Below are 23,175 nucleotides of genomic sequence, written 5' to 3' on the forward strand. Positions count from 1 at the left end.
CGAAGAAATTAGTTCTGCCAAAGAATCAGCACTAAATTCAACCGAAAAAGAACTTTCGATAAACAGTTTTTACTCCTTTTTATCCTTTTTTGTACCCGCCAAAGGATACATGATAACACCAATATTAATTTATTTGAATTTCTTTATCTTCTTATTAATGGTATTTTCTGGAGTTAACTTTTTTAAACCTCAAATTTCAGATGTTATCAATTGGGGAGCCAATTATAATTTACTAACTGTAGAGAATCAATGGTGGCGACTATTTACTTGTCTTTTTATCCATTATGGCATTATGCATCTATTGCTAAATTGTATTGCGCTTGGCTATGTAGGGCTTTTAATTGAATCGTATCTAACACGGATAGGATTTCTTGTTTGCTATCTATCAAGTGGTTTACTAGCCAGTTTATCAACTATTTATTGGTATGACAAAATCATAAGTGCAGGTGCTTCAGGAGCGATTTTTGGGATGTATGGCATTTTGCTTATCATCACTTTAACCAAAGCCATAAATCGCAAACTAACATCAAAAACAGTTGGTTTTATAATTGTATTTATTTTACTCAACATCATGGAGAGTTTCAAAGAAGGTGTAGATGGCGCGGCGCACATTGGCGGATTACTTTCTGGAATTTGCCTTGGAATAATCTTAGCCATATTGAATTCAAAAAGAAATGTGGCCCTAATTACAATTAGTGGTTTGTCAATACTTATTATCCCATTACTTTCTTACAACGTCATTTCACAAAAAATCTCTGTTTATCAGCATTTCGAATTCGAAGAAAAAATGAGAGAATTCATAGATATGGAAAAAATGGCTCTTGAGGCCTATAATGTATATGTCACGGATGAAGAATCTAAAAAAGAACTTCTCTACATGATTGAGTCGAGAGGTATCTATTATTGGGAAGAAAACATCAAACTGATGAAAAAAGCCGATTTATTGTATTTACCACAAGAAACCCACCAACAAATTAAATTACTTATTAAGTACTGCCAATTAAGGATTAAACTATACCGAACAGCCTATCTTAAAATAAAATACAATTCAAATGCTTATTATGAAGAACTAGCTAATTTGAATAATCAAATCATCGAAATATTGAACAATATCGACAAAGACAAAAAAGAATAAAATCCTGTTAACGAATTCATAGTTTACATTAAAAAATGTAAATTCGCAAACTATGAAAATACAAGATATACAAGCAATCCAGACTTTATTGGCTACGCCAAAAAAATAGCAATAATTCCCCATCGCAATCCTGACGGAGACGCTATGGGTTCAACTCTAGGACTTTACCATTTTTTAAGAAAAAACAACCACGAAGCCATCGTAATTTCACCTAATGAATTTCCTGATTTTTTAGCATGGCTCCCTGGCTCAGAAACAGTTAAAGTCTTTGAAAAAGACAAAGAAAATTGTACTACTCTTTTACAAGAAGCCGAAATTATTTTCACTCTCGATTTTAATGCTTTTCATCGTACAGGTGAGATGGAAAAAGTACTTGAGGTACTGGACACCACTTACATCATGATTGATCACCATCAAAAACCAGATGACTACGCCAAGTATATGTTCTCAAATACATCATTTGGTTCCACTTGCGAGATGATTTATCATTTTATTAATTATTTAGAACAAAAAGACCAAATTGATAAAACTATAGGAACCTGTATTTATACCGGAATCCTAACCGATTCTGGCTCATTTCGATTCCCAAATACAACTGGAAACACGCATCGAATTGTAGCCGAACTAATTGATTTAGGTGTCGAAAACACCATAATCCCTAATTTACTTTTTGACAATAGCTCCTACAATCGTTTACAATTATTAGGTCAGGCATTACAAAACCTAAAAGTAATTCCAGATCATAAAACTTCGTACATAACCCTAACACAAGAAGAATTAGACAATTTCAACCATACAAAAGGCGATACAGAAGGAATTGTAAATTATGGTTTAAGCATTAAAGGGATTCTGTTTACAGCCATCTTTATTGAAAATAGAGACGAGAATATCATCAAGATTTCTTTCCGTTCTCAAGGTGATTTTGATGTAAATGAATTTGCAAGAGCTCATTTTAATGGTGGTGGTCACCGCAATGCTGCAGGAGGAAAATCAACGGTATCGATGGAGCAAACTGTAGCCAAATTTATAAGTCTTGTGGAAAATCTAAATCTATAACCCTATGAAAGCAAATCCATTCATTGCCTTAAGTTTTATCTTATGTCTTGCTTTCGCAGACTGCAAACAACATCAAGATGCTAGACGCCCTATTTCTAGAGCCTCTGGAGTTTTTATGAAAAGATCAGTCGAAAGAAACAAAAAATTAAATGCATCCGAAGAAGATTTAATAAAAGCTTTGATGAAAAAAATCCAAAGCTTAGCTATTTTTCATCACCTAAAGGCTATTGGTATTATTACATAACTCGAAATGAAACCGATAGTTTAACGCCTAAAAAAGGAGACGTTGCCTTCTTTAATTATGAACTAAAAGATTTAAAAGGAAAAATTATTTATTCGGAAGTAGAATTAAGACCACAGGTTTATCGAATAGATAAGCAAGAAATTATGACCGGAATTAGAGAAGGAATTAAATTGATGCGCAAAAATGAAAAAGTAAATTTCTTCTTCCCTTCTCATATTGCTTATGGCTATCATGGTGACAATAAAAAAATTGGACCTAACACTCCTCTAATTTGTACGGTTACCTTACATGATTTTAAGCCTGAAGCGGTTTACAAAAAAGAATTGGAACAAGGTATCACTATGAGTTTATCTTCGTCGCAAGACAGTATAAAAAAACCAAAAAAAGCGACTGTAAAAGCTAAACCTAGGACTCAGGACACCTTAGAACAATAAAATACAACCTATGAAAAGAAACATTCTATTTATAGTACTTTTTGTTAGCTTATTTTATTCTTGTAAAAACGAAGAAGATTACCTTCCAGATGGTTTGTATGCCAAAATTGAAACTAACAAAGGAAATATTTTACTTGAATTAGATTATAAAAGAGCACCTATAACAGTTGCTAATTTTATTACGCTGGCCGAAGGCAATAACAGCTTTATTTCTACAGAATACAAAAAAAAACGTCCTTTTTATGATGGCGCAAAATTCTATCGTGTGATTAAAGGCTTTGTTATTCAAACTGGAGATCCCGAAGGTACTGGATTTGGAAATGCAGGTTATCTGTTTAAAGACGAAATTAACGATCAAATTTTTGACAAAGAAGGCGTTTTGGCTATGGCTAATAATGGTCCTGGAACCAATAGCAGTCAGTTTTTCATAACTCGAAACCCTACACCATGGCTCAATGGAAAACACACTGTTTTTGGACATGTGATTAATGAAGGCATGAAAGTTGTCAATATGATTGAACAGGGCGATGTTTTGAATTCCGTTACTATTTTGCGCAAAGGAGAAGCGGCAAAAAAATTCAATGCCATAAAAACATTCGATGATTATTTTGTTATCGAATCTAAAAATCAAAAAAAACAAGAGAAGATTGAATTACTCAACGAGCAAAAGTATTTTGAAAAATACGGCAAAATTATTGTTACTAAAATCAACTATTTTGACACTTTAAAAAGAAAAGCAAGAAAAACTGTGTCAGGATTAAAATACGTAATTACTCAAAAAGGAAGTGGTAGAAAACCCGCTGTAGGAACCAAAGTAAATGTCAATTACACGGTTTTTTCTGAGAGTGGTTATCTGTACGATACTTCACTAGGAACTGTAGCAATCTCTTTTGGAAAATACAATTCGCTCCGCGCTTCTCAAAATGGTTACCAACCTATTACTTTTGAAGTGGGAAAAAGAGACGGTATTATCCCTGGAGTAATAGAAGGACTTGATAAGATGTCTTATGGAGACAAGGCGGTGCTATTTATTCCTTCTCATCTTGGCTATGCCTCTGGAGGAGCCGGAGACATCATTCCTCCCCATACCAATCTTATTTTTGAAATTGAATTAATTGATAACAGTACAGAAATACAACCTTAGATAAAAAACAAAACCAGATGAAAACGAAATTATTAGCCTTATTAACTTTCTTTACGCTTACTACTTTTCAAGCACAGGAAACATCTAAAAAAATTGTAAAAAAACCCGCTCCTACAAAAAAGTTGGAAGAAGGTATTTTTGCCACTATCAATACAAACAAAGGAACAATTATTTTAGACCTAGAATATCAAAAGGCACCAATTACAGTTGCCAATTTTATTAGTCTAGCTCAAGGAAAAAATGAATTTGTAAGCGACGCAAAACTAAAAAACAAACCGTTTTTTGATGGTTTAAAATTCCACCGTGTAATTAGTGATTTTATGATTCAAGGTGGAGATCCACAAGGAACAGGAAATGGTGGTCCTGGTTATGCTTTTAAAGACGAATTCGTTTCAGATTTAAAATTTGACAAAGGAGGTATTTTGGCAATGGCCAATGCTGGTCCAAAAACAAATGGAAGTCAATTTTTCATTACCCATAAAGAAACACCATGGTTAAACAATAAGCACACCATCTTTGGTCATGTAGTTAAAGGAATGGATGTAGTGAACAATATCGCAAAAGATGATATAATCAAAAACATAATTATTACGCAAAAAGGTTCGTTAGCAAAAAAATTCAATGCTACTAAAGTTTTTGCAAACTATTACAACAACAAAGCTGTTGAAGAAAAAAAGAAGCAGAAGCCAAAGCAGCTGCTGAAAAAATTCAGCAAGAAAAAATGGCTGCTTTAAACGCTGAAAAACTAGCCTATTTAAACACCCAAAAAACAAGCGCTACAACTACAGCTTCTGGATTAGTTTATAAAATAGTTCAAAAAGGAACAGGTGCTAAACCAGCTACTGGAACAACAGTTTACTTCCATTATTCAGGCTTTTTTGAAGACGGAAAATTATTTGATAGTAGTCGTGAAGAAGTAGCTAAAACATACAACCAATTCAACGAAATGAGAGCTACTCAAGGAGGATACAATCCTTTCCCTTTTGAAATTGGAAAAAAAGACGGAATGATTCCAGGGTTTATTGAAGCAATCAACATGCTTTCTTTTGGCGACAAAATAATTGCTTATATCCCATCTAAACTAGCTTATGGAGAAGCTGGTGCTGGGGGCGTTATACCACCCAATGCTACTTTAATTTTCGAAATAGAAATTTTTGAAAAGCAGAAATAAAATACAATATTATAAAAAAGAATGCCCTTTCATCGATAATGAAAGGGCATTCTTTTTAATATTGAAACAAGTTTTATTTCTTACCAAATTTCCACTCAAACTCGTCTTTATCATTAATGATGGCGCCAACTTCTAATTTCACTACTTCGTCAAATTCGGTTTGAAACAACAACCAATTATCTTCATTGAAATAATTTTCAAAAGTATCAAATTCTTCCTGAGTGAATTTAGTAATATTCTTTTTAGCTAATTCATTCTTAACATCCTTGATATTCTTTCCAATTAACGTATTGCCAAATAACTCTAAATCTGGACTAGAAGCTACAATATAACCCATTTTAAAATCTTCGTCTTTATAAAAAGTCAAACGCATTTTAAACTTATTGTAGGTAAAAATCACATTATCATCTTCGTCTTTGTAATTTCTATCAGGCGCACCGTAAACAGCTGAAACATCTTTTTGTTTCATCCCAAAAATAAGCTTATCAATTCCGTTCTTAAGGTTTATTTTCATATGTAAAATATTTTGGTACAAAGTTCGAAAACTTTTTCACATCTCGAACATTTTAAGCATTTATAATCTTAAGATTTTATTAAAGCAAAAGTAGTTACAATAAATTTTGAGTAAATTTAAGATGCAATGCTAATACTAGCTCACAAAAAGCAGAAACATTTTACTATATATAGTACAAACAAAATCCCATTCTTATGAACCTACCATTTAAAGATAGAAAATTTGTTTTTTTACTCCTTTCAGTCAGTATTGTAGTTATTTTAGAAATACTTTCCCTTATAGGTATTCATTTACCAATGCCTTATGCTCCTTTTATTTTTGTATCCTTTATCGTGATTATTGGACACGATGTGATCTTAAAAGGAATTAAAGCGCTTTTAAAATTAAACTTCAGTAGTATTAATCTATTAATGACAATTGCGGTTATTGCCGCCTTATATTTAGGCGAATATCCCGAAGCTGCTGTGGTTATTGTTTTATATGTTTTAGGCGAAAGATTAGAAGATATAGGAATTGAAAATTCAAAATCAGCTTTGGATCAATTGATTAAAAGTACGCCAAAAACGGCATTTGTAAAAAAAACAAATCAGGAAATACCTATTGAGCAAATAGAAGTTGGAACAATTATTCAAATTAAACCCGGAGAAGTAATTCCTTTGGATGGAAAAATCATTTTTGGGGAAACTTTGATTGACGAATCGGCCATAACTGGGGAACCTATCGCTAAAGAAAAACAAATAGGTGATTCAGTTTTCGCAGGAACCTTGAACGGAAATGGTTTTATAGAAATAAAAACTAGTAAACTATCAACCGACACCACATTTGCTAAAATCATCCAACTCACTTTTGAAGCGAATGCTGCAAAAAGCAAAACACAAAAATTTATTCAACGTTTTTCAAAATTGTACACTCCCACAATTATTGGGCTCGCGATAATCATTTTTGTTGTTCCTGTTTTTATACTTCATCAAGATTTTAATCATTGGCTCAAACAAGCGATTACGCTCCTTGTAATTGCTTGCCCATGTGCATTAGTCATTTCGACACCTGTAGCCATATATGCGGCAATTGGTAATGCTTCCGCAAAAGGGGCTCTGGTAAAAGGAGGGAAATACATTGAAATTTTAGCCGAAATTCAGGCAGTAGCCGTTGATAAAACCCGAACCATTACTTACGGAACGCCTGTAGTATCTGATGTTTTCCCCTTAATTGGCACCAGCCGAGAAGAATTACTTTCCTGTACAGCAGGTGCCGAGATGTTTTCAGAACATCCTTTAGCTCAAGCAATCATTGCTGCGAGTAAAGCAGAAGGTTACGAACCTCATAAAGCTAAAAATTTTAAAAGCATTTTAGGTAAAGGAGCTACCGCCAATTGTATTGTTTGCCAAATTGATACGGTTCTGGTAGGAAAATTAGAATTCATTCGAGAATACCATGAAATTTCCGAAGAAGTGGAAAAAATTGTGGCGCAACTAGCCAGCGAAGGAAAAACAAGTGTGGTAGTCAGTTTTGGAAAAGGTGTTGTCGGGATTATTGGTTTAACCGATAAAATCAAGCCTGACAGTAGTAAAGCTATTGCAGAGCTTCAAGAACAAAATATTGATGTAATAATGCTAACAGGTGATACTGAAAAAACCGCTCATTATGTTGCTCGACAAGTAGGAATCACAAAAGTTTTTGGTGGTTTACTCCCAGAACAAAAAGCAGCAGAAATGAAAGCGTTGTTACAACAATACGATAAAGTAGCCATGGTAGGTGATGGCATCAATGATGCTCCTGCATTAGCCCTAAGTACTGTGGGGATTGCTATGGGAGCTGCTGGTAGTGATACGGCAATAGAAACAGCTAACATCGCTTTGATGAATGACAAATTATCATTAATTCCGTTTTTGATTCGTTTGAGTAAAAAGACTATGAAACAAATAAAAATCAATACTTATGGTGCCATTATCACAAAATTCATTTTCATTCTACTAGCCATTTTTGGTTTCAGCAACTTAGCGCTAGCGATTGCCGCCGATGTGGGTGTAACTCTTATTGTGATTTTATTTAGTTTGAATCTAATGCGTTTTGAAAAATAAAGATCAATAGCAGCTAATTTCAAATCCGTATTCACTAACTTTAATAGTAGGAAGCATTAAAAACGCCATTCTCTTGAACTAAAACAGAAAACCATGAACCTCTCCTTTGAAAAAAAATATTACTAGGATTCATTATTAATATTGCTGTAATAATTGCAGCTACATGGATTTTTTTGATACAGTCAAATCAAAACCCCACAAATCAGTTAGACTCGAATCTATACACATTAGAACTATTTTTATTTATGCTTTCGATACTTCTGCTTATTGTTGTCTATTTTATTATCCGAACCCAATTTAAAGCAAAGGAAAAAGCGCAAAAACTATTAGAGGAAAACAAACAATTACTCCAATCCATTATTGACAATACGTCAAGTCCAATTTCTATAAAAAAACTAAATGGCGAATATCTTTTAATTAATAAGAATTTCGGAGAATTATTCGGAACTACTAATGAGCAAATTATTGGTAAAACGGATTATGACTTTTTACCCAAAGAAATTGCGGAAGCCTATAGAAATTCGGATTTAGAAGTGGCTAAAAAACTAATCGAAATTAAATCAGAGGAAACCATTACTCAAAAAGACGGTGTACATACCTACATCGCGGTTAAATACCCATTGTATGATGCTTCTGGCCGAATTTATGCCATTGGTGGTATTTCGACAGATATAACTGAAAGAAAAAAATTAGAAGAATCACTCAAAGCCACCGACGCTTTTTTCAATATGTCTTTTGATATTTTTACTGTGGCTAAAAATGATCATTTTATCAAAATAAATGCTGCTTTTACTAATACTTTAGGCTATACTCAAGAAGATATGGATAAAATAAAATTTATGGACTTGACTCATCCTGAAGACCGCTCTACTTCTGATAAGGTTTTAAGCGAAATTCTCAAAGGGAAAACGGTGATTAGTTTTAAAAACCGAGTGCGTCATAAAAATGGCACTTATCGTTGGTTAGACTGGAACAGTAATATTGACTTAAAAGAAGGCATCATTTATTCGGCGGCACGTGATATCACTGAAACCATTGAATTGGAATTAGAACAACAAAAAGCTGTTGACGAACTCTATGAAAACGAAGAAAAACTTAGAGTAATTGTTGAAAATATTGGCGAAGGAGTTATTGTTGCCAATGCCGATAAAAAAGTGATTCTAGCCAACGATATGGCGAATGATATTTTTGGTATTGAAGAAGATGATAAAATTTCAACAGATTTGACGGCGCATTTCGAATTGTATTTTCCTGACGAAAAAACGGTTTTCCCTGCTCAAAATTTACCCATGGAACGCGCCTTTAATGGTGAAGTTACTGATGATATCGATTTGGTCCTATACAATCCCATGTCTCGCGAAAAAGAAGGGTTTTAATTAGCGGCCGTCCTTTAGTAGATCAGGATAACAAAATCGTTGCGGCTGTAATCACTATCAAAGATATTAGCCAATATAAAAAAATGGAAGAAGAATTAGAAGAAACCGAAAACAAATACCGAAAACTCATTGGTTTCAAAAACGAAGATAAAAAAGACAAGAAAAACCCATAAAAAAAAGCGTTAAGATAAATTCTTAACGCTTTAATATTTTAGTTACTCTTCTTCTTCATACATTTCGTCGTAACGGGCAGGAATTTGCGGATCAAACAACGGACATTTGAATTCTTCCATAATATCCACCAACTTGTCCATGGTTTTACCCTCTGTACCGTAACAATCTATTTGAACAATTTGAGAAGTTGTTTTCACCTGAAAAGCTCCAACTCCCTCTTTGTTTTTCCAGCTGTTCTCATCTACTCTTTCCCATTTAGAAAAAACCGATGCGATTCTATTTAAAATTACTGTAACCGGAAGTTCCTCTAAACCTTCGATGGTTTCCAGTTCGTCCATGGCTTCATAAACCTCCTGGTGGTTCAAATAAACGTCTTCTAAATATTTCCAGAAAAGTAGTTCGTACATCTTTTTATTTTTTAGCCCCGATAGCAGCGACATCCTTTATCTTTTTTCTTTAAAAAGATAAAGATATAGCGGATAGCGGGATTAGCTTCAAATTCAATTAATATTCAAAAGTTCCGTATTCACTTGTAATAGTCAGTTTTTTAGCGTCGGAAGCTTCTACACGACCTACAATTTGAGCATTAACATTGAATGATTTTGAAATAGCGATGATATCTTCAGCAACTTCAGCTGGAACATAAAGCTCCATACGGTGACCGCAGTTGAATACCTGATACATTTCTTTCCAATCTGTTTTTGATTGCTCCTGAATTAATTGGAACAATGGTGGAACTGGGAATAAATTGTCTTTTATAATATGTAAATTATCTACAAAATGTAAAATCTTAGTTTGTGCTCCACCACTACAGTGAACCATACCGTGAATTTCATTCGAAGAATATTTATCTAAAATTTGCTTGATAATTGGTGCATAGGTACGTGTTGGCGAAAGCACTAATTTTCCGGCATCGATTGGAGAATTTGCTACAGCATCTGTCAATTTTACCTGACCTGAATAAATTAATTCCTCTGGAACGGCAGCATCGTAACTTTCAGGGTATTTTGTTGCCAAATATTTAGCAAAAACATCATGACGAGCCGAAGTCAATCCGTTACTTCCCATTCCTCCGTTATAGCTTTTTTCATAAGTAGCCTGACCGAAAGACTCTAATCCAACGATTACATCTCCCGCCTTGATATTTGCATTATCAATTACTTTAGAACGTTTCATTCTCGCTGTAACTGTCGAGTCAACAATTATGGTACGAACAATATCACCCACATCGGCAGTTTCTCCTCCTGTTGAATGAATACTCACTCCAAAAGAAGCCAACTCTTGGATTAATTCTTCTGTTCCATTGATTATTGCTGAAATTACTTCGGCAGGAATTAAATTTTTGTTTCTTCCAATAGTTGAAGAAAGTAAAATATTATCCGTTGCTCCTACACATAATAAATCATCAATATTCATGATTAAAGCATCCTGTGCTATTCCTTTCCAAACCGAAAGATCTCCAGTTTCTTTCCAGTACATATATGCCAATGAGGATTTTGTACCTGCACCATCAGCATGCATAATAAGACAATATTCATCGTCTTGTGTTAGATAATCAGGAACAATTTTACAAAATGCCTGTGGAAACAATCCTTTGTCAATATTTTTTATTGCATTGTGAACATCTTCTTTGGATGCCGAAACACCACGTTGTGCGTATCTTTTTGAAGTATCTGAACTCATATTCTATTTGTGTAATTGCAAAAGCAACTTGATTTTGCGACAAAGATAATTATTTTTTAGAAGTTAGAGATTAAAAGTTAGGAGTTAAAAGACCATACCGCTTAACCCATAACTCCTAACTATTAACTTATAATTACTTAGTAAACAACAACTCTCTGTACTTAGTTAATGTCCACAATTCATTATCTACTAACAACTCCAGTTTATCACAATGATTTCGGATAATTTCAAAATATGGCTTCACTTTATTACAATAAGCTTCGGCTGTTTTTTGAGCGTCATTCAACAAATTAGCTTTCTTTCTTTCGTTTCGCATCTCTTCCTCTTTGGCATTAATACCTTCGATATGAAGCGAAATTTCTTTAATCAATCCAATTTGTTCTTTGGCGATGGATTCAAATTCTTTTCCAAAAATATCTTTCAATCCTTTTACATTTTCAATCAAAGTATTTTGGTAACGAATCGCTGTTGGGATCACATGATTCTTAGAAATATCTCCTAACACACGACTTTCGATTTGAATTTTCTTCGTATACTCTTCCAATTCAATTTCGTAACGCGCTTCTACCTCAATATGATTCATAATTCCTAATTCGGCAAATAATTCCAATGCACGCTTAGAAACTTTAGCTTTCAAAGCTTCCGGAGTAGTTTTAAAATTACTTAACCCTCTCTTTTTAGCTTCTTTTTCCCAAGCCTCACTATAACCATCTCCTTCAAAAAGAATATCTTTAGAAACCTTGATATATTCTCTTAAAACATTAAAGATAGCATCGTCTTTTTTCATTGCTTTAGATTCAATCAAAGAGTCAACTTCTACTTTAAAATCCCTTAATTGTTTTGCCACAATCGTATTTAAAGTAGTCATCGCATTCGAACAGTTAGCCGAAGAACCCACTGCTCTAAACTCAAATTTATTTCCTGTAAAAGCAAATGGAGAAGTTCTGTTTCTATCGGTATTATCCAAAATTACCTCTGGAATTTTACCTACTACATTTAGTTTCAAATCCGTTTTTTCTTCTGGAGATAATTTTCCTGTTGTTACACTTTCTAATTCAGCCAAAACCTTAGTCAATTGTTCTCCAATAAACACTGAAATAATCGCCGGTGGCGCTTCATTAGCTCCTAAACGATGATCATTACTTGCTGTTGCAATCGATGCGCGCAATAACTCTTCGTAATCATTTACCGCCTTAATCGTATTAATAAAGAAAGTAAGGAATTGCAAATTACTCATTGGCGTTTTACTCGGACTTAAAAGATTCACTCCAGTATCTGTTGCTAATGACCAGTTATTATGCTTTCCGGAACCATTTACCCCTTGAAAAGGCTTTTCATGCAATAAGACTTTGAAATCATGACGCTCTGCTACTTTTTGCATAATATCCATCAACAGACAGTTATGATCTACCGCCAAATTGGTCTCTTCAAAAATAGGCGCTAACTCAAATTGATTAGGAGCCACTTCATTATGACGGGTTTTAACCGGAATCCCAAGTAGCATACATTCCTGTTCCAAATCACGCATATATGTCAAAGCGCGAGTAGGAATAGAACCAAAATAGTGGTCGTCTAATTGTTGTCCTTTAGCCGAAGTATGCCCTAACAAGGTTCTTCCTGTCATCATCAAATCAGGACGAGAATGTGCTAAAGCTTTATCTACTAAAAAGTACTCCTGTTCCCATCCTAAGGTTGCTGTTACTTTTTTTACATTTTTATCAAAATAACGACAAACCTCTGTAGCCGCCTCATCCATAGCTGCTAATGCTCTTAGCAATGGAATTTTATTATCTAAAGCTTCACCTGTATACGAAATAAAAACAGTAGGAATACATAAAGTTGTACCATATATAAAAGCAGGCGAAGTAGGATCCCAAGCAGTATAACCTCTTGCTTCAAAAGTATTTCTAATACCACCATTTGGAAAACTAGAAGCATCCGGTTCTTGTTGCACTAATTGTGCTCCACCAAATTTTTCTACAGGATCACTTCCATCAAAGGACGTTTCAAAAAATGCATCGTGTTTTTCGGCCGTTGTTCCTGTCAAAGGTTGAAACCAGTGTGTGTAATGTGTAACTCCTTTAGACAAAGCCCATTCTTTCATGCCCATGGCAATATAATCGGCTAATTTTCGATCAATTTTAGTTCCACTTTCTATTGCTCCTTGAACCGCTTTAAAAGCATCCGAAGTCAAATATTGCTTCATCGCTTTCTCATTAAAAACATTTGAACCAAAAATATTTGATTTTTTATTCGTTTCATCAAAATGAATTACTTTTCTATTTGAGGCTTCCCTTAATGCTTGAAAACGTATTGTTGACATTATAAGCTGTTATTTAGTTGATTAATAAAAATTTGTAAATTAAATCACAAAGGTAACTAATCCCGAAATAAAAACACAAAGACACACATTGCTAAATTGTTTTTAATTGGGTATTAAAATTGCTTTTTTTTAAATATACCCCCTGCCAAAATACGGTAATGTGAAAAATACAAAGCATTCTAAACAAAAGCCCCCCGAAGTTTATAGCACTAAAAAAAATATTCTATATTTGCACTTCAAAATAAAACAAGAAAATTAATTTATATTACTATGGCAAAAATAAAGTTAGAGTACATTTGGCTAGACGGATATGAGCCAACTCAAAATCTTAGAAGTAAAACTAAAGTTGAAGAGCACGAAAATTTCCAAGGGACTTTAGAAGAATTAGGAAAATGGTCATTTGATGGTTCATCTACAAGACAAGCTGAAGGAGGATCTTCTGACTGTTCATTAGTACCTGTAGCTATTTATCCAGATCCAGACCGTTTAAATGGATATTTAGTAATGTGTGAAGTTATGAATGCTGATGGAACACCACACCCTTCTAACGGTAGAGCTACTATTGATGATGAGGATGACGATTTCTGGTTTGGTTTCGAACAAGAATATTTCATCATGGATACTAAAACACAATTGCCATTAGGATTCCCTGTAGGAGGTTACCCAGCTCCACAAGGTATGTACTACTGTTCAGTTGGTGGAAAAAATACTCACGGAAGAAAATTAGTTGAAGAGCACGCTGACTTATGTATCGCTGCTGGAATCAACTTTGAAGGAATCAACCAAGAGGTTGCTTGCGGACAATGGGAATTCCAATTATTTGCTAAAGGAGCTAAAAAAGCAGGAGATGAAATCTGGGTTGCTAGATATTTATTAGACCGTTTGACTGAGAAATATGGTTACTATATTGAGTACCACCCAAAACCTCTAGGAAAAGACATGGACTGGAATGGTTCAGGTATGCACGCTAACTTCTCTAACTCTGTATTGAGAACATGTGGAGACAAAGCTACTTATGAAAAAATCTGTGAGGCTTTCCGTCCAGTTGTTGAAGAACACATCGCTGTTTACGGAGCTTACAATGACCAACGTTTAACTGGTAAGCACGAAACTGCTTCTATCAATGATTTCTCTTATGGAATCTCTGACAGAGGATGTTCTATCCGTATTCCATTAATTACTGTTCAAAAAGGATGGAAAGGATGGTTAGAAGACAGAAGACCTGCTTCAAACGGTGACCCATACAAAATTGCTGCTAGAATTATCAAAACTGTTAAATCTGCTTTGTAATAATTCTCGATTTATAACACTAAAAATGCCTCCAGAAATGGGGGCATTTTTTTATTGATCAAATTCCGATGAGTAATTCAAAAACAACCAACAAAGAACTATCTTTGTTAAAACATAAAATCAATAGTCATGATAGTTTGGATTAGTTTTATTACTGCCATTTTTATATTCCTTGCACTGGACTTAGGAATATTCAACAAAACACCTCACGAAATCAGTTCTAAGGAAGCTGGAAAATGGACTGGAATTTGGGTTTCATTATCTTTCCTTTTTTCAGCAGTCGTATATTGGTTGTACCAAAACAACTATGTTCAAAACCCCGACCAATTAAAACCAATAGCTGCTTCAATGAAATACATTACAGGTTATCTCATTGAACTTTCGCTTAGCATTGATAATATTTTCATCATCGCAATCATCTTTTCTTCATTTAAAATACCAAAAAAATACCAACATAGAATTTTGTTCTGGGGAATACTTGGAGCCATAACTTTCAGAGGTATTATGATTTACTTTGGGGTAATGATTATTAATAAATTTGCTTGGACAACTTATGTTTTTGGCGCTTTTTTAATTTATACCGCTGTTAAAATGTTCTTGACCAAAGAAGACCACGAATATGATCCTCACAATTCGGTTATCTATAAGTATTTACGAAAACTCACCCCAATCACAACAAAAATTGAAAGTGAACATTTTTTTGTAAAAATCAACAATACTAACACCGCTACTCCTTTATTTGTAGCTTTAATTTTGATTGAAGTAATGGATATTGTATTTGCACTGGATAGTGTTCCCGCTATTCTTGCCATTACATCCGATCCATTTTTAGTTTTTAGCTCCAATATATTTGCTATCCTGGGACTGCGTTCTATGTATTTTTTCTTAGCCAATATGCTCGAAAAATTCAGCTATCTTGAATATAGCTTAATTGCTATTTTATGCTTCGTAGGATTTAAAATGATATTCCATAAATTTATTCATTTACCCGAATGGGCTTCATTAGCATTCATAGCAGTTGCGCTATTATCAGGAATCATAGCCTCAATACAAAAAGACAAACAAAGTAAAAAAGCATAAAACAAAAAAAGGAAATCTCACGATTTCCTTTTTTATATTATTAATCTTAAAAATTACAATTTCACTTTTTGCACCTGACTTTCAGAAATTTTTAATGTTTTCATCACTTCTATATAGTTAGTTGTGTCCATTGAAGCTGCTAAATCAGATGGAATTATGACAACTCTAAACGTTTGATCTCTGATATATGCAGGCGTATTTTGTAAAACATAATTACCTCTAGCTGTAATTATAAAATCAACTTTACTAAAATCATAATCATAATCCAATTCATCACCATTCGTAAAATAGATTGTTCTTGGAATTAATTGCCAAACAGGCGTAGTAGAATTAATCGTTGATGTTAATCGATAAATTAAAACCGTTTCATCATCATATAAATTTCCTCCTATTTCATATTGAAAGGTACTTTTTAGATTGTACTCGTTATCAGCAACCTTTGAAAGATTAACATTTTTAATTTCAAAAGCTTCTGGATAAGTATCATTGTCTTCTACATTATATTCTTCTGTTGTAGTACAACTTGAGAAAGCAACTAAGCTTACAAAGGCAAAAAGTGTAACTATTTTTTTCATGACTCAATTTTTTAAATGTTAAGGTTAAAAACTATAATTCATGAATTGTGCCAAAATTTAATTTCATCACAATTTTTTCCAAAAAAACAATTTCAATGTATTAATAAAAACAAAAAAAGAAGCCGTCTCAATACTAAATTTGAGGCGGTTTTTTATTTGTCCCTTCTTTTTAAGGAATAACTAAATATTATAATGAGGGAAGTTTGATTTTTGATTATGCTACTAATTTCTTTCTAAGATTGTGTGCTAAAGCCATTAATCCGAACTCTAATTCTACTTTTTCAAGACCTTTTAATGAAAATCGTCTAAATCCATGATTATGCTTGAGTTGTGCAAATACAGGCTCCACATCGGCAGTGCGTTGTTTTCGTTTTTGGATTCCTTTTGCACTAAGCAGTAGTTCTCTAATTTTTTCTTTATGTCTTTCTAGGTTATGGTTTCTTTCAATACTTCGATTGCCTTTTCCTTTAAAACATTGCCCTCGTAATGGACAACCTTCGCAATTTTGAGCTTGGTAATGTGATAGGTTTTGGGTGTAGCTAGCTTCTGTTATTCGTTTACTCCAAATACAGGAACTACAGTAGATTTAAGACCAATCGCCGCATCCATTATTGATCAATATGAAATAGGTGTTAAAAAAGATTTTTGGAACGGAATATTGAGTACCAATGTTACGGTGTATCAAATAACCAATAGTAATTTAGCACAAACCGCCGAATTCAAAGCCGTTGGAATTACACCAAATACCGACACTACTATAAAAGTTTTAAACGGTGAAACCAAGAGTAAAGGAATCGAAATTGACATTGCCGCAAAACCTATTGAAGGATTGAACATCACTGCAGGTTACAGTTATAATGATAGCCGTTACAGCAAGACTGACAAGGTAAATGGTGGTTTTATAGAAGGCGACAGATTGGTAAGAACTCCAGCCAACACAGCCAATTTGAGTTTCTTTTATAACATTCCTACAGGAAAACTAAAAGGACTTTCTATTGGAGCTATTGGAAACTATATTGGAGATCGTTTTGGTGGTTGGAACGATCAATATGTGGTTAATGCTACAACGGGTGCAGTAACCATCAATGACAGAGATATTCCGTTGCAAGGATATACCACTATCGATATATCTACAGGTTATACTTGGGAAAAATGGAGTATTTTATGTAAACTTTCTAATATCACAAACGAACTAAACTATACTGTTCACGAAAATTATAGCGTTAATCCAATTGCTCCTCGCCAAATTATGACTAGCATTAAATACAAATTCTGTTTAAACCTTTTTATATTCGCTTAGTCTATATATAAACCAAAAAACTAAACAACATGAAAAAAATCAATTGGAGAAACTTACACCGTGACTTAGGTTATTTTTATATCTGACTAATTGTTTGCTTTGCCTTTTCTGGACTTCTAATGAATCACCGTGAAATGTGGCACCCTGAAAAATATACTATTGAAACTAAAGCCATTGAAGTTAAATTACCCGCAGAAAGTGACATCAACGAAAAATATGCCGAAGATTTAGGCAAACAACTAGGTATAGAGGGTAAAATGAGACGTCATATGGTTAAAAAAGGAGAATTTAGAATGTCTTTCGAAAACCAAGATGTAGAAATTGACCTCAAAACAGGTAAGGGTGAAATTATCTCATTCTTAAAAACACCACTTATCAGTCAAACCATACAATTGCATAAGAACACCTCAAATTTTTGGATTTACTATTCAGATATATTTGCAATAAGCCTAATCATTATTGCCTTAACTGGAACTATTATGATCAAAGCAGGTAAATTCAGCTGGAAACAGCGCGGTTGGAAACTAGCCGTTGCAGGAATTATTTTTCCATTGCTATTCTTGTTTTTATTGAGGTAGTGTTAACTAGAATTCATTAAAAAACCTGTTCTAAATTAATTTAGAACAGGTTTTTTAATGAATATAATGTCTAGTCCTAAAAAACCGATACATATTTATTAGTACTAGTCAATTAATTAATAATTAAAAAAAAAGATTTTACTAAAAATAATATCTTTGTGAGATATTTATTAAAAAATAATATTAATTAAATAAATTATGAAAAAAACCTTATACATAATACTCTCTTCATGTCTATTTATCAATTGTACTTCAAAAGAAAATGAAATTCCTGACACTCCAAAAAATTCAGAGCAAGTAAAAAATACGGCAAACTATGCTTTTAACTTAGCTTCAGAACCTGAATTTCAAGTTGGAGCTAACTTAGGAATTAATTATTTCAATGATATAACTGTTGGCGTACTAAATTACAACTCCTCAAATATTAAATTAATCACATCTGCAGGGGTTGAAACGATAACAATTGAAGGTTCTGATTTAAAAAACATGACCTCAACTAGTTCTTTGTTAAAACCTTCTGTGGTTGATAATAATACTAACAAAAATGCAATAGACTATAACTATATAGGATTAGGTCAAATAATTAAAGCAAAAGACAATAAAATATACGGTCTATATCATGGTGAATGGCATGATGGCACTATTTTACCTGGAAATGTACCTGGTTTTTTCGCTTCAATCGGATTAAGTATTTCAAACGATGGTGGAAAAACATTTTCAAAAAGTAGTACTGCAGTGATTCCAAATATATATGATAAAAATTACAATAATGGTTATGCTGATGGAGGATACGGAGAACCTTCATTAACGTTTAACTCCGACTCAACTGCCGTTTATTCCTATTTTGTAGATCATAATAGAACTGGGAAAGGAGTTAATATTTGTATGGCTAAATTTAATGTTTCAAGTACAGGAACCCCTGACTTTGGAAATTGTTTTTTCTTAGATGAATCAAATAATTTCACACAAACATTATTCGCCCTAAACAAGTAGTAAGTGGTTCAATGGGAAGTTCTGACGCAATATTTCCTCATGTTACCTATAACAAAACCACAAAAAAATACTATATGGTATATACTTTAAATGCATATACTGATTTCTTTACCTCAGGAACTCCAGTACAATCTGGGATTTATTTACGGACATCAACAGATGGAATCAATTGGACTAATGAACCTCAAAAACTTATTACAGATTTTGGAATACCATTTAATACTACTTTAAGTTTTACTTGGCATCCAACTTTGATTTATACAAAAAATGATCAAACTGAAGGATATTTGATTTATTCAAAATCAACAAGAGGTATCGCCCAAGAGTCACATAAAATGTGGGCTAAAAAATTTACTATAGATAAACTTTAATTGCAATTATTGTTGGTGTATTTTATTAACTATTATAAAAACATTAATTAAAATAGTATCCATTTTTATAAACAGAGGTTTTAAACAAAAAATCCCGTTCTAAGTTTAGAACGGGATTTTTTTTATTCAAAAGACAGCACTTATTTCAATCCTGCCAAACTTTGCTCAATTGTCGCAATTTTAGCCAAAGCATCAGCTTCTTTTTTACGCTCCATATTGATTACTTTTTCAGGAGCTCCGGCCACAAACTTTTCATTAGATAATTTTGCCTGAACTGATTTTAAAAATCCTTGCGTATATTTTAATTCTTCTTCCAGTTTACTTATCTCAGCTTCAATATCAATATTTCCGGTAATAGGAATAAAATACTCATTCGATTTCACACGGAAAGACAAAGCACCATCTACTTTTTCTTCAACATATTCAAAAGAGGAAACATTTCCTAATTTAGATACAATCGAATCAAAATAATTAGAAACATTTTCGTTATTGATCGCTTTCAAATCAATAGCAACTTTAAATGGAATGTTCTTATCCTTACGAATGGTTCTGATTCCCGAAATCACTTCAATAGTATTTTCAAAATCAGAAATTAAACTTGCATTGAATGGTTTCATTTCCGGCCATGTTGAAACTATCAAAGCTTCATCAATAGTTCGTTCAGCAATATGTTGCCAAATTTCCTCTGTCAAGAATGGCATAAATGGGTGCAATAATTTCAAATTATTTTCCAACATTTCGATAGCCTTGTCAAAAGTTAATTTATCGATTGGCTGTTGGTAAGCTGGCTTAATCATTTCTAAGAACCAAGAACAGAAATCATCCCAAACCAATTTATAAATAGCCATCAAAGCATCTGAAATTCTGTATTTTTCAAAATTATCTTCAATTTCAACTAAGGTTTGCTGCAACTTCGCTTCGTACCATTCAATTGCCACTTTTGAAGATTCTGGCTGAGTAATGGTTTCTGAAACTTCCCAACCTTTGATTAATTTGAAAGCATTCCAAATTTTGTTCGAGAATCCTTTTCCTTGATTACATAATTCTTCATCAAACATGATATCATTTCCTGCCGAAGCACTCAACAACAATCCAACACGCACCCCATCAGCACCAAATTTTTCAATTAATTCCAATGGCTCTGGTGAATTACCTAACGATTTTGACATCTTACGACGTTGTTTGTCACGAACCAATCCTGTTAAATAAACATTTGTAAAGGGCTTATCACCAGCATATTCATAACCTGCAATAATCATTCTCGCTACCCAGAAAAACAAAATATCCGGACCTGTCACCAAGTCATTAGTTGGATAATAATATTTAAAATCTTCACTTTCCGGATTCATAATCCCCCCAAAAACAGACATTGGCCACAGCCAAGAAGAAAACCAAGTATCTAATGCATCAGCATCTTGTACTAAGTCCTTAGTTGTTAGTCCTAAGTTCTTAGTTTTCTGTTGAGCCAACACTAAAGCCTCTTCAATAGTTTCAGCAACTACAAAATCTTCTTTTCCATCTCCATAATAATATGCCGGAATTTGTTGGCCCCACCACAATTGACGAGAAATATTCCAATCACGAATATTATTCAACCAATGGGCGTAAGTATTATTAAAACGAGATGGATGTAATTTAATAGTTCCTTCTTCTAAAACCGCTTTGATTGCCGGTTTTACCAATTCGTCCATTTTCAAAAACCACTGATCAGATAATCTTGGCTCAATTACAGCTTTGGTTCTTTCAGAAGTCCCTACTTTGTTCAGGTGAATTTCTGTTTTTGCTAAAGCTCCGATGGTTTCTAATTCTTTTTCAATTTCTTTTCGAACTACAAAACGGTCATTTCCTTGGTAGTGCAAACCAAAACTATTCAAAGTAGCATCTTCATTGAAAATATCAATAATTTCAAGATTATGTTTTTCACCTAAGGTTTTATCGTTCATATCGTGTGCAGGTGTTACTTTCAAACATCCTGTACCAAATTCTACATCTACATATTCATCTTCGATAATTGGAATTACTCTTCCACAAATAGGAACAATCGCTTTTTTACCTTTTAAATGTGTAAAACGCTCATCATTTGGATTGATACAAATAGCCGTATCTCCAAAAATAGTTTCCGGACGAGTCGTTGCTACCGTTAAAAAGTCTTCTGAACCTTCAATTTTATATTTTAAGAAAAATAATTTTCCTTGTTGTTCTTCATAAATAACTTCTTCGTCAGACAAAGTTGTTTTAGCCTCTGGATCCCAGTTTACCATACGGTACCCACGGTAAATCATTCCTTTGTTATACAAATCAACAAAAGAACGAATTACAGATGCTGACATATCAGGATCCATTGTAAATTTGGTTCTTTCCCAATCACAAGAAGCACCTAATTTTTTAAGTTGCTCTAAAATGGTTCCGCCATATTTATCCGTCCATTCCCAAGCATGTTTCAAAAACTCTTCACGGGTTAAATCATTTTTATTGATTCCCTCTTCTTTTAATTTAGCCACAACCTTTGCTTCAGTGGCGATAGAAGCATGATCTGTACCAGGAACCCAACATGCGTTGAATCCTTTCAAACGAGCTCTTCTTATTAAAACATCCTGAATAGTATTATTTAACATATGCCCCATATGCAAAACTCCAGTTACGTTAGGTGGAGGAATTACGATGGTGTAAGGTGTTCTATGGTCTGGCACTGAGTGAAAATAATTGTTTTTCATCCAGAAGTCATACCATTTTTGTTCTATCGTTTTAGCGTCAAATTGTGCGGGAATTGCCATAAAAATAATCGTTAACAACCAATAACTAATCTTGGTTTTAATTTTTGTAAATTATATCGGGAACAAAAGTAAATAATAAAGTACACTATAAAAAGGGAAATAATAATTTGTGGACTAATTAAAACAAAGTATATTTACTTTATATAAAGCCACAATGATGAAAAACTTTACTCCTATAATAATTTGCCTGTTTTTTTGTTTCGTAGGATATGCACAAAAAGGGGCTAAAATTGAATTCAAAGCCAAAAATAACACGATCGATTTTGGAACGATCAATAAGAAAAATGACAATGGCATACGCTCATTCGAATACACAAATACAGGCGATGCGCCCTTGATTATTTATTCAATTCAATCAACATCAAATTGTACTATCTTATCCAAACAAAACGAAACCATACTGCCTGGCAAATCGAGTAAAATTGACATCAAATATGACATGACTCCCGGACCTATTAGAAAAACAATTACAGTTGAATCTAATGCTATCAATTATACTGAAGGTAGAATTCCTTTAAAAATAAGAGGTGAGGTAATTGCTTTATAGTTTCAAATCGAGATAACAAAAAAATATTCTACAAAACATCAATAAGTTTAAATTTAAACCGTAATAATTTTCCCTCTCGTTTTACAACTACCTCTATCCAAATTTCATTTTCTGACCATAAAAGTGCATTTAGTTCCTGAAGTGATAATGTAAAAGCTTGTTTGTCATTAACTGAAACAATCTCATCACCTACTCGTAACCCGCATTGTTCAGCGTTAGAATTTTTTCTTAGATACCCAATCTCATAGACTGGCTTTAATGCTAATTTATACTTTACTCTCGGATTAACATTATCTAATTTCACATCTTCTGAACGTAAAACCATAGAATTA

General features: G+C 33.3%; 22 protein-coding genes and 2 pseudogenes. 16 read left to right on the forward strand and 8 right to left on the reverse strand.

From position 1 onward, the window contains the following. Window positions 1–133 precede the first annotated feature (133 nt). The 7 genes and pseudogenes from P5P90_RS05910 to P5P90_RS14155 all read left to right on the forward strand — a co-directional run bounded on the left by P5P90_RS05910 (window position 134) and on the right by P5P90_RS14155 (window position 5,184). Window positions 134–1,135 carry a rhomboid family intramembrane serine protease gene (locus tag P5P90_RS05910; protein ID WP_278036252.1) on the forward strand — a complete coding sequence of 334 codons (1,002 nt, stop codon included), beginning with the start codon at window positions 134–136 and terminating at the stop codon, window positions 1,133–1,135. A gap of 52 nt (window positions 1,136–1,187) precedes the next feature. Beyond that, window positions 1,188–2,191 (forward strand): annotated as a pseudogene (locus P5P90_RS05915) (DHH family phosphoesterase). Window positions 2,192–2,195: 4 nt separating this feature from the next. Beyond that, a complete protein-coding gene (locus tag P5P90_RS14145; RefSeq protein ID WP_340696450.1) occupies window positions 2,196–2,435 on the forward strand; it encodes an FKBP-type peptidyl-prolyl cis-trans isomerase in 240 nt (79 codons plus the stop codon). After that, entirely contained in the window at window positions 2,345–2,869 is a 525-nt protein-coding gene (gldI, locus tag P5P90_RS05920) for a gliding motility-associated peptidyl-prolyl isomerase GldI (protein ID WP_340696464.1), read from the forward strand. Before P5P90_RS14145 ends, gldI begins: the two co-directional genes overlap by 91 nt. A gap of 10 nt (window positions 2,870–2,879) precedes the next feature. Further along, the gene (locus P5P90_RS05925; protein ID WP_278036253.1) at window positions 2,880–4,013 is read left to right on the forward strand and encodes a peptidylprolyl isomerase; all 1,134 of its coding nucleotides are present in this window, start codon (window positions 2,880–2,882) and stop codon (window positions 4,011–4,013) included. A gap of 17 nt (window positions 4,014–4,030) precedes the next feature. Beyond that, complete coding sequence (locus tag P5P90_RS14150) at window positions 4,031–4,747, forward strand: peptidylprolyl isomerase (RefSeq protein WP_340696451.1); 717 nt, start codon at window positions 4,031–4,033, stop codon at window positions 4,745–4,747. Then, window positions 4,735–5,184: an FKBP-type peptidyl-prolyl cis-trans isomerase gene (locus P5P90_RS14155; RefSeq protein WP_340696452.1), complete on the forward strand. Its 450-nt coding sequence runs from the start codon at window positions 4,735–4,737 to the stop codon at window positions 5,182–5,184. Before P5P90_RS14150 ends, P5P90_RS14155 begins: the two co-directional genes overlap by 13 nt. Window positions 5,185–5,257: 73 nt before the next feature. On the opposite strand, the gene P5P90_RS05935 is transcribed toward P5P90_RS14155, so the two are convergent. Then, window positions 5,258–5,698: a hypothetical protein gene (locus P5P90_RS05935; RefSeq protein WP_278036254.1), complete on the reverse strand. Its 441-nt coding sequence runs from the start codon at window positions 5,696–5,698 to the stop codon at window positions 5,258–5,260. A 194-nt stretch (window positions 5,699–5,892) separates the two neighbouring features. Between P5P90_RS05935 and P5P90_RS05940 the strand changes: the two genes are divergently transcribed. Together P5P90_RS05940 and P5P90_RS05945 are read left to right on the forward strand one after the other, a co-directional pair. Then, on the forward strand, window positions 5,893–7,779 hold the full coding sequence (locus P5P90_RS05940) for a heavy metal translocating P-type ATPase (protein ID WP_278036255.1): 1,887 nt from the start codon (window positions 5,893–5,895) through the stop codon (window positions 7,777–7,779). Between the two features lie 245 nt (window positions 7,780–8,024). Further along, entirely contained in the window at window positions 8,025–9,155 is a 1,131-nt protein-coding gene (locus P5P90_RS05945; protein ID WP_278036256.1) for a PAS domain S-box protein, read from the forward strand. 215 nt (window positions 9,156–9,370) lie between these two features. On the opposite strand, the gene P5P90_RS05950 is transcribed toward P5P90_RS05945, so the two are convergent. The 3 genes from P5P90_RS05950 to P5P90_RS05960 form a co-directional block, all read right to left on the reverse strand. Then, entirely contained in the window at window positions 9,371–9,736 is a 366-nt protein-coding gene (locus P5P90_RS05950) for a hypothetical protein (RefSeq protein ID WP_278036257.1), read from the reverse strand. Window positions 9,737–9,833: 97 nt separating this feature from the next. Beyond that, complete coding sequence (locus P5P90_RS05955; protein WP_278036258.1) at window positions 9,834–11,012, reverse strand: AIR synthase related protein; 1,179 nt, start codon at window positions 11,010–11,012, stop codon at window positions 9,834–9,836. 133 nt (window positions 11,013–11,145) lie between these two features. Continuing rightward, window positions 11,146–13,335, reverse strand: a complete 2,190-nt coding sequence (locus tag P5P90_RS05960; RefSeq protein WP_278036259.1) for a glutamine synthetase III family protein — start codon at window positions 13,333–13,335, stop codon at window positions 11,146–11,148. A 270-nt stretch (window positions 13,336–13,605) separates the two neighbouring features. Here P5P90_RS05960 and P5P90_RS05965 point away from each other — a divergent pair, with 270 nt between their 5' ends. Together P5P90_RS05965 and P5P90_RS05970 are read left to right on the forward strand one after the other, a co-directional pair. Next, the gene (locus P5P90_RS05965) at window positions 13,606–14,625 is read left to right on the forward strand and encodes a glutamine synthetase beta-grasp domain-containing protein (RefSeq protein ID WP_278036260.1); all 1,020 of its coding nucleotides are present in this window, start codon (window positions 13,606–13,608) and stop codon (window positions 14,623–14,625) included. Between the two features lie 129 nt (window positions 14,626–14,754). Next, a complete protein-coding gene (locus P5P90_RS05970; protein ID WP_278036261.1) occupies window positions 14,755–15,705 on the forward strand; it encodes a TerC/Alx family metal homeostasis membrane protein in 951 nt (316 codons plus the stop codon). Between the two features lie 53 nt (window positions 15,706–15,758). Here P5P90_RS05970 and P5P90_RS05975 read toward each other — a convergent pair whose 3' ends face one another. Beyond that, the gene (locus tag P5P90_RS05975; RefSeq protein ID WP_278036262.1) at window positions 15,759–16,280 is read right to left on the reverse strand and encodes a hypothetical protein; all 522 of its coding nucleotides are present in this window, start codon (window positions 16,278–16,280) and stop codon (window positions 15,759–15,761) included. A 214-nt stretch (window positions 16,281–16,494) separates the two neighbouring features. Further along, a pseudogene (locus P5P90_RS05980) lies at window positions 16,495–16,806 on the reverse strand (transposase); the annotation flags it as partial. Window positions 16,807–16,809: 3 nt separating this feature from the next. Between P5P90_RS05980 and P5P90_RS05985 the strand changes: the two are divergent. The 4 genes from P5P90_RS05985 (at window position 16,810) to P5P90_RS06000 (ending at window position 19,522) form a co-directional block, all read left to right on the forward strand. After that, a complete protein-coding gene (locus P5P90_RS05985; protein ID WP_278036263.1) occupies window positions 16,810–17,580 on the forward strand; it encodes a TonB-dependent siderophore receptor in 771 nt (256 codons plus the stop codon). 89 nt (window positions 17,581–17,669) lie between these two features. After that, window positions 17,670–18,158: a PepSY-associated TM helix domain-containing protein gene (locus tag P5P90_RS05990; RefSeq protein WP_278036485.1), complete on the forward strand. Its 489-nt coding sequence runs from the start codon at window positions 17,670–17,672 to the stop codon at window positions 18,156–18,158. A 198-nt stretch (window positions 18,159–18,356) separates the two neighbouring features. Beyond that, window positions 18,357–19,151 carry a hypothetical protein gene (locus tag P5P90_RS05995; protein ID WP_278036264.1) on the forward strand — a complete coding sequence of 265 codons (795 nt, stop codon included), beginning with the start codon at window positions 18,357–18,359 and terminating at the stop codon, window positions 19,149–19,151. 74 nt (window positions 19,152–19,225) lie between these two features. Beyond that, complete coding sequence (locus P5P90_RS06000; RefSeq protein ID WP_278036265.1) at window positions 19,226–19,522, forward strand: glycoside hydrolase family protein; 297 nt, start codon at window positions 19,226–19,228, stop codon at window positions 19,520–19,522. A 140-nt stretch (window positions 19,523–19,662) separates the two neighbouring features. Here the strand turns inward: P5P90_RS06000 and P5P90_RS06005 are convergent, their stop codons facing one another. Continuing rightward, a complete protein-coding gene (locus P5P90_RS06005) occupies window positions 19,663–22,296 on the reverse strand; it encodes a valine--tRNA ligase (RefSeq protein ID WP_278036266.1) in 2,634 nt (877 codons plus the stop codon). 157 nt (window positions 22,297–22,453) lie between these two features. Here P5P90_RS06005 and P5P90_RS06010 point away from each other — a divergent pair, with 157 nt between their 5' ends. Next, complete coding sequence (locus P5P90_RS06010) at window positions 22,454–22,843, forward strand: DUF1573 domain-containing protein (protein WP_278036267.1); 390 nt, start codon at window positions 22,454–22,456, stop codon at window positions 22,841–22,843. Window positions 22,844–22,871: 28 nt separating this feature from the next. Here the strand turns inward: P5P90_RS06010 and P5P90_RS06015 are convergent, their stop codons facing one another. Continuing rightward, entirely contained in the window at window positions 22,872–23,168 is a 297-nt protein-coding gene (locus tag P5P90_RS06015; RefSeq protein ID WP_278036268.1) for a PDZ domain-containing protein, read from the reverse strand. Between the last annotated feature and the right edge of the window lie 7 nt (window positions 23,169–23,175).

Source organism: Flavobacterium nitratireducens (assembly GCF_029625335.1).
GTDB lineage: Bacteria > Bacteroidota > Bacteroidia > Flavobacteriales > Flavobacteriaceae > Flavobacterium > Flavobacterium nitratireducens.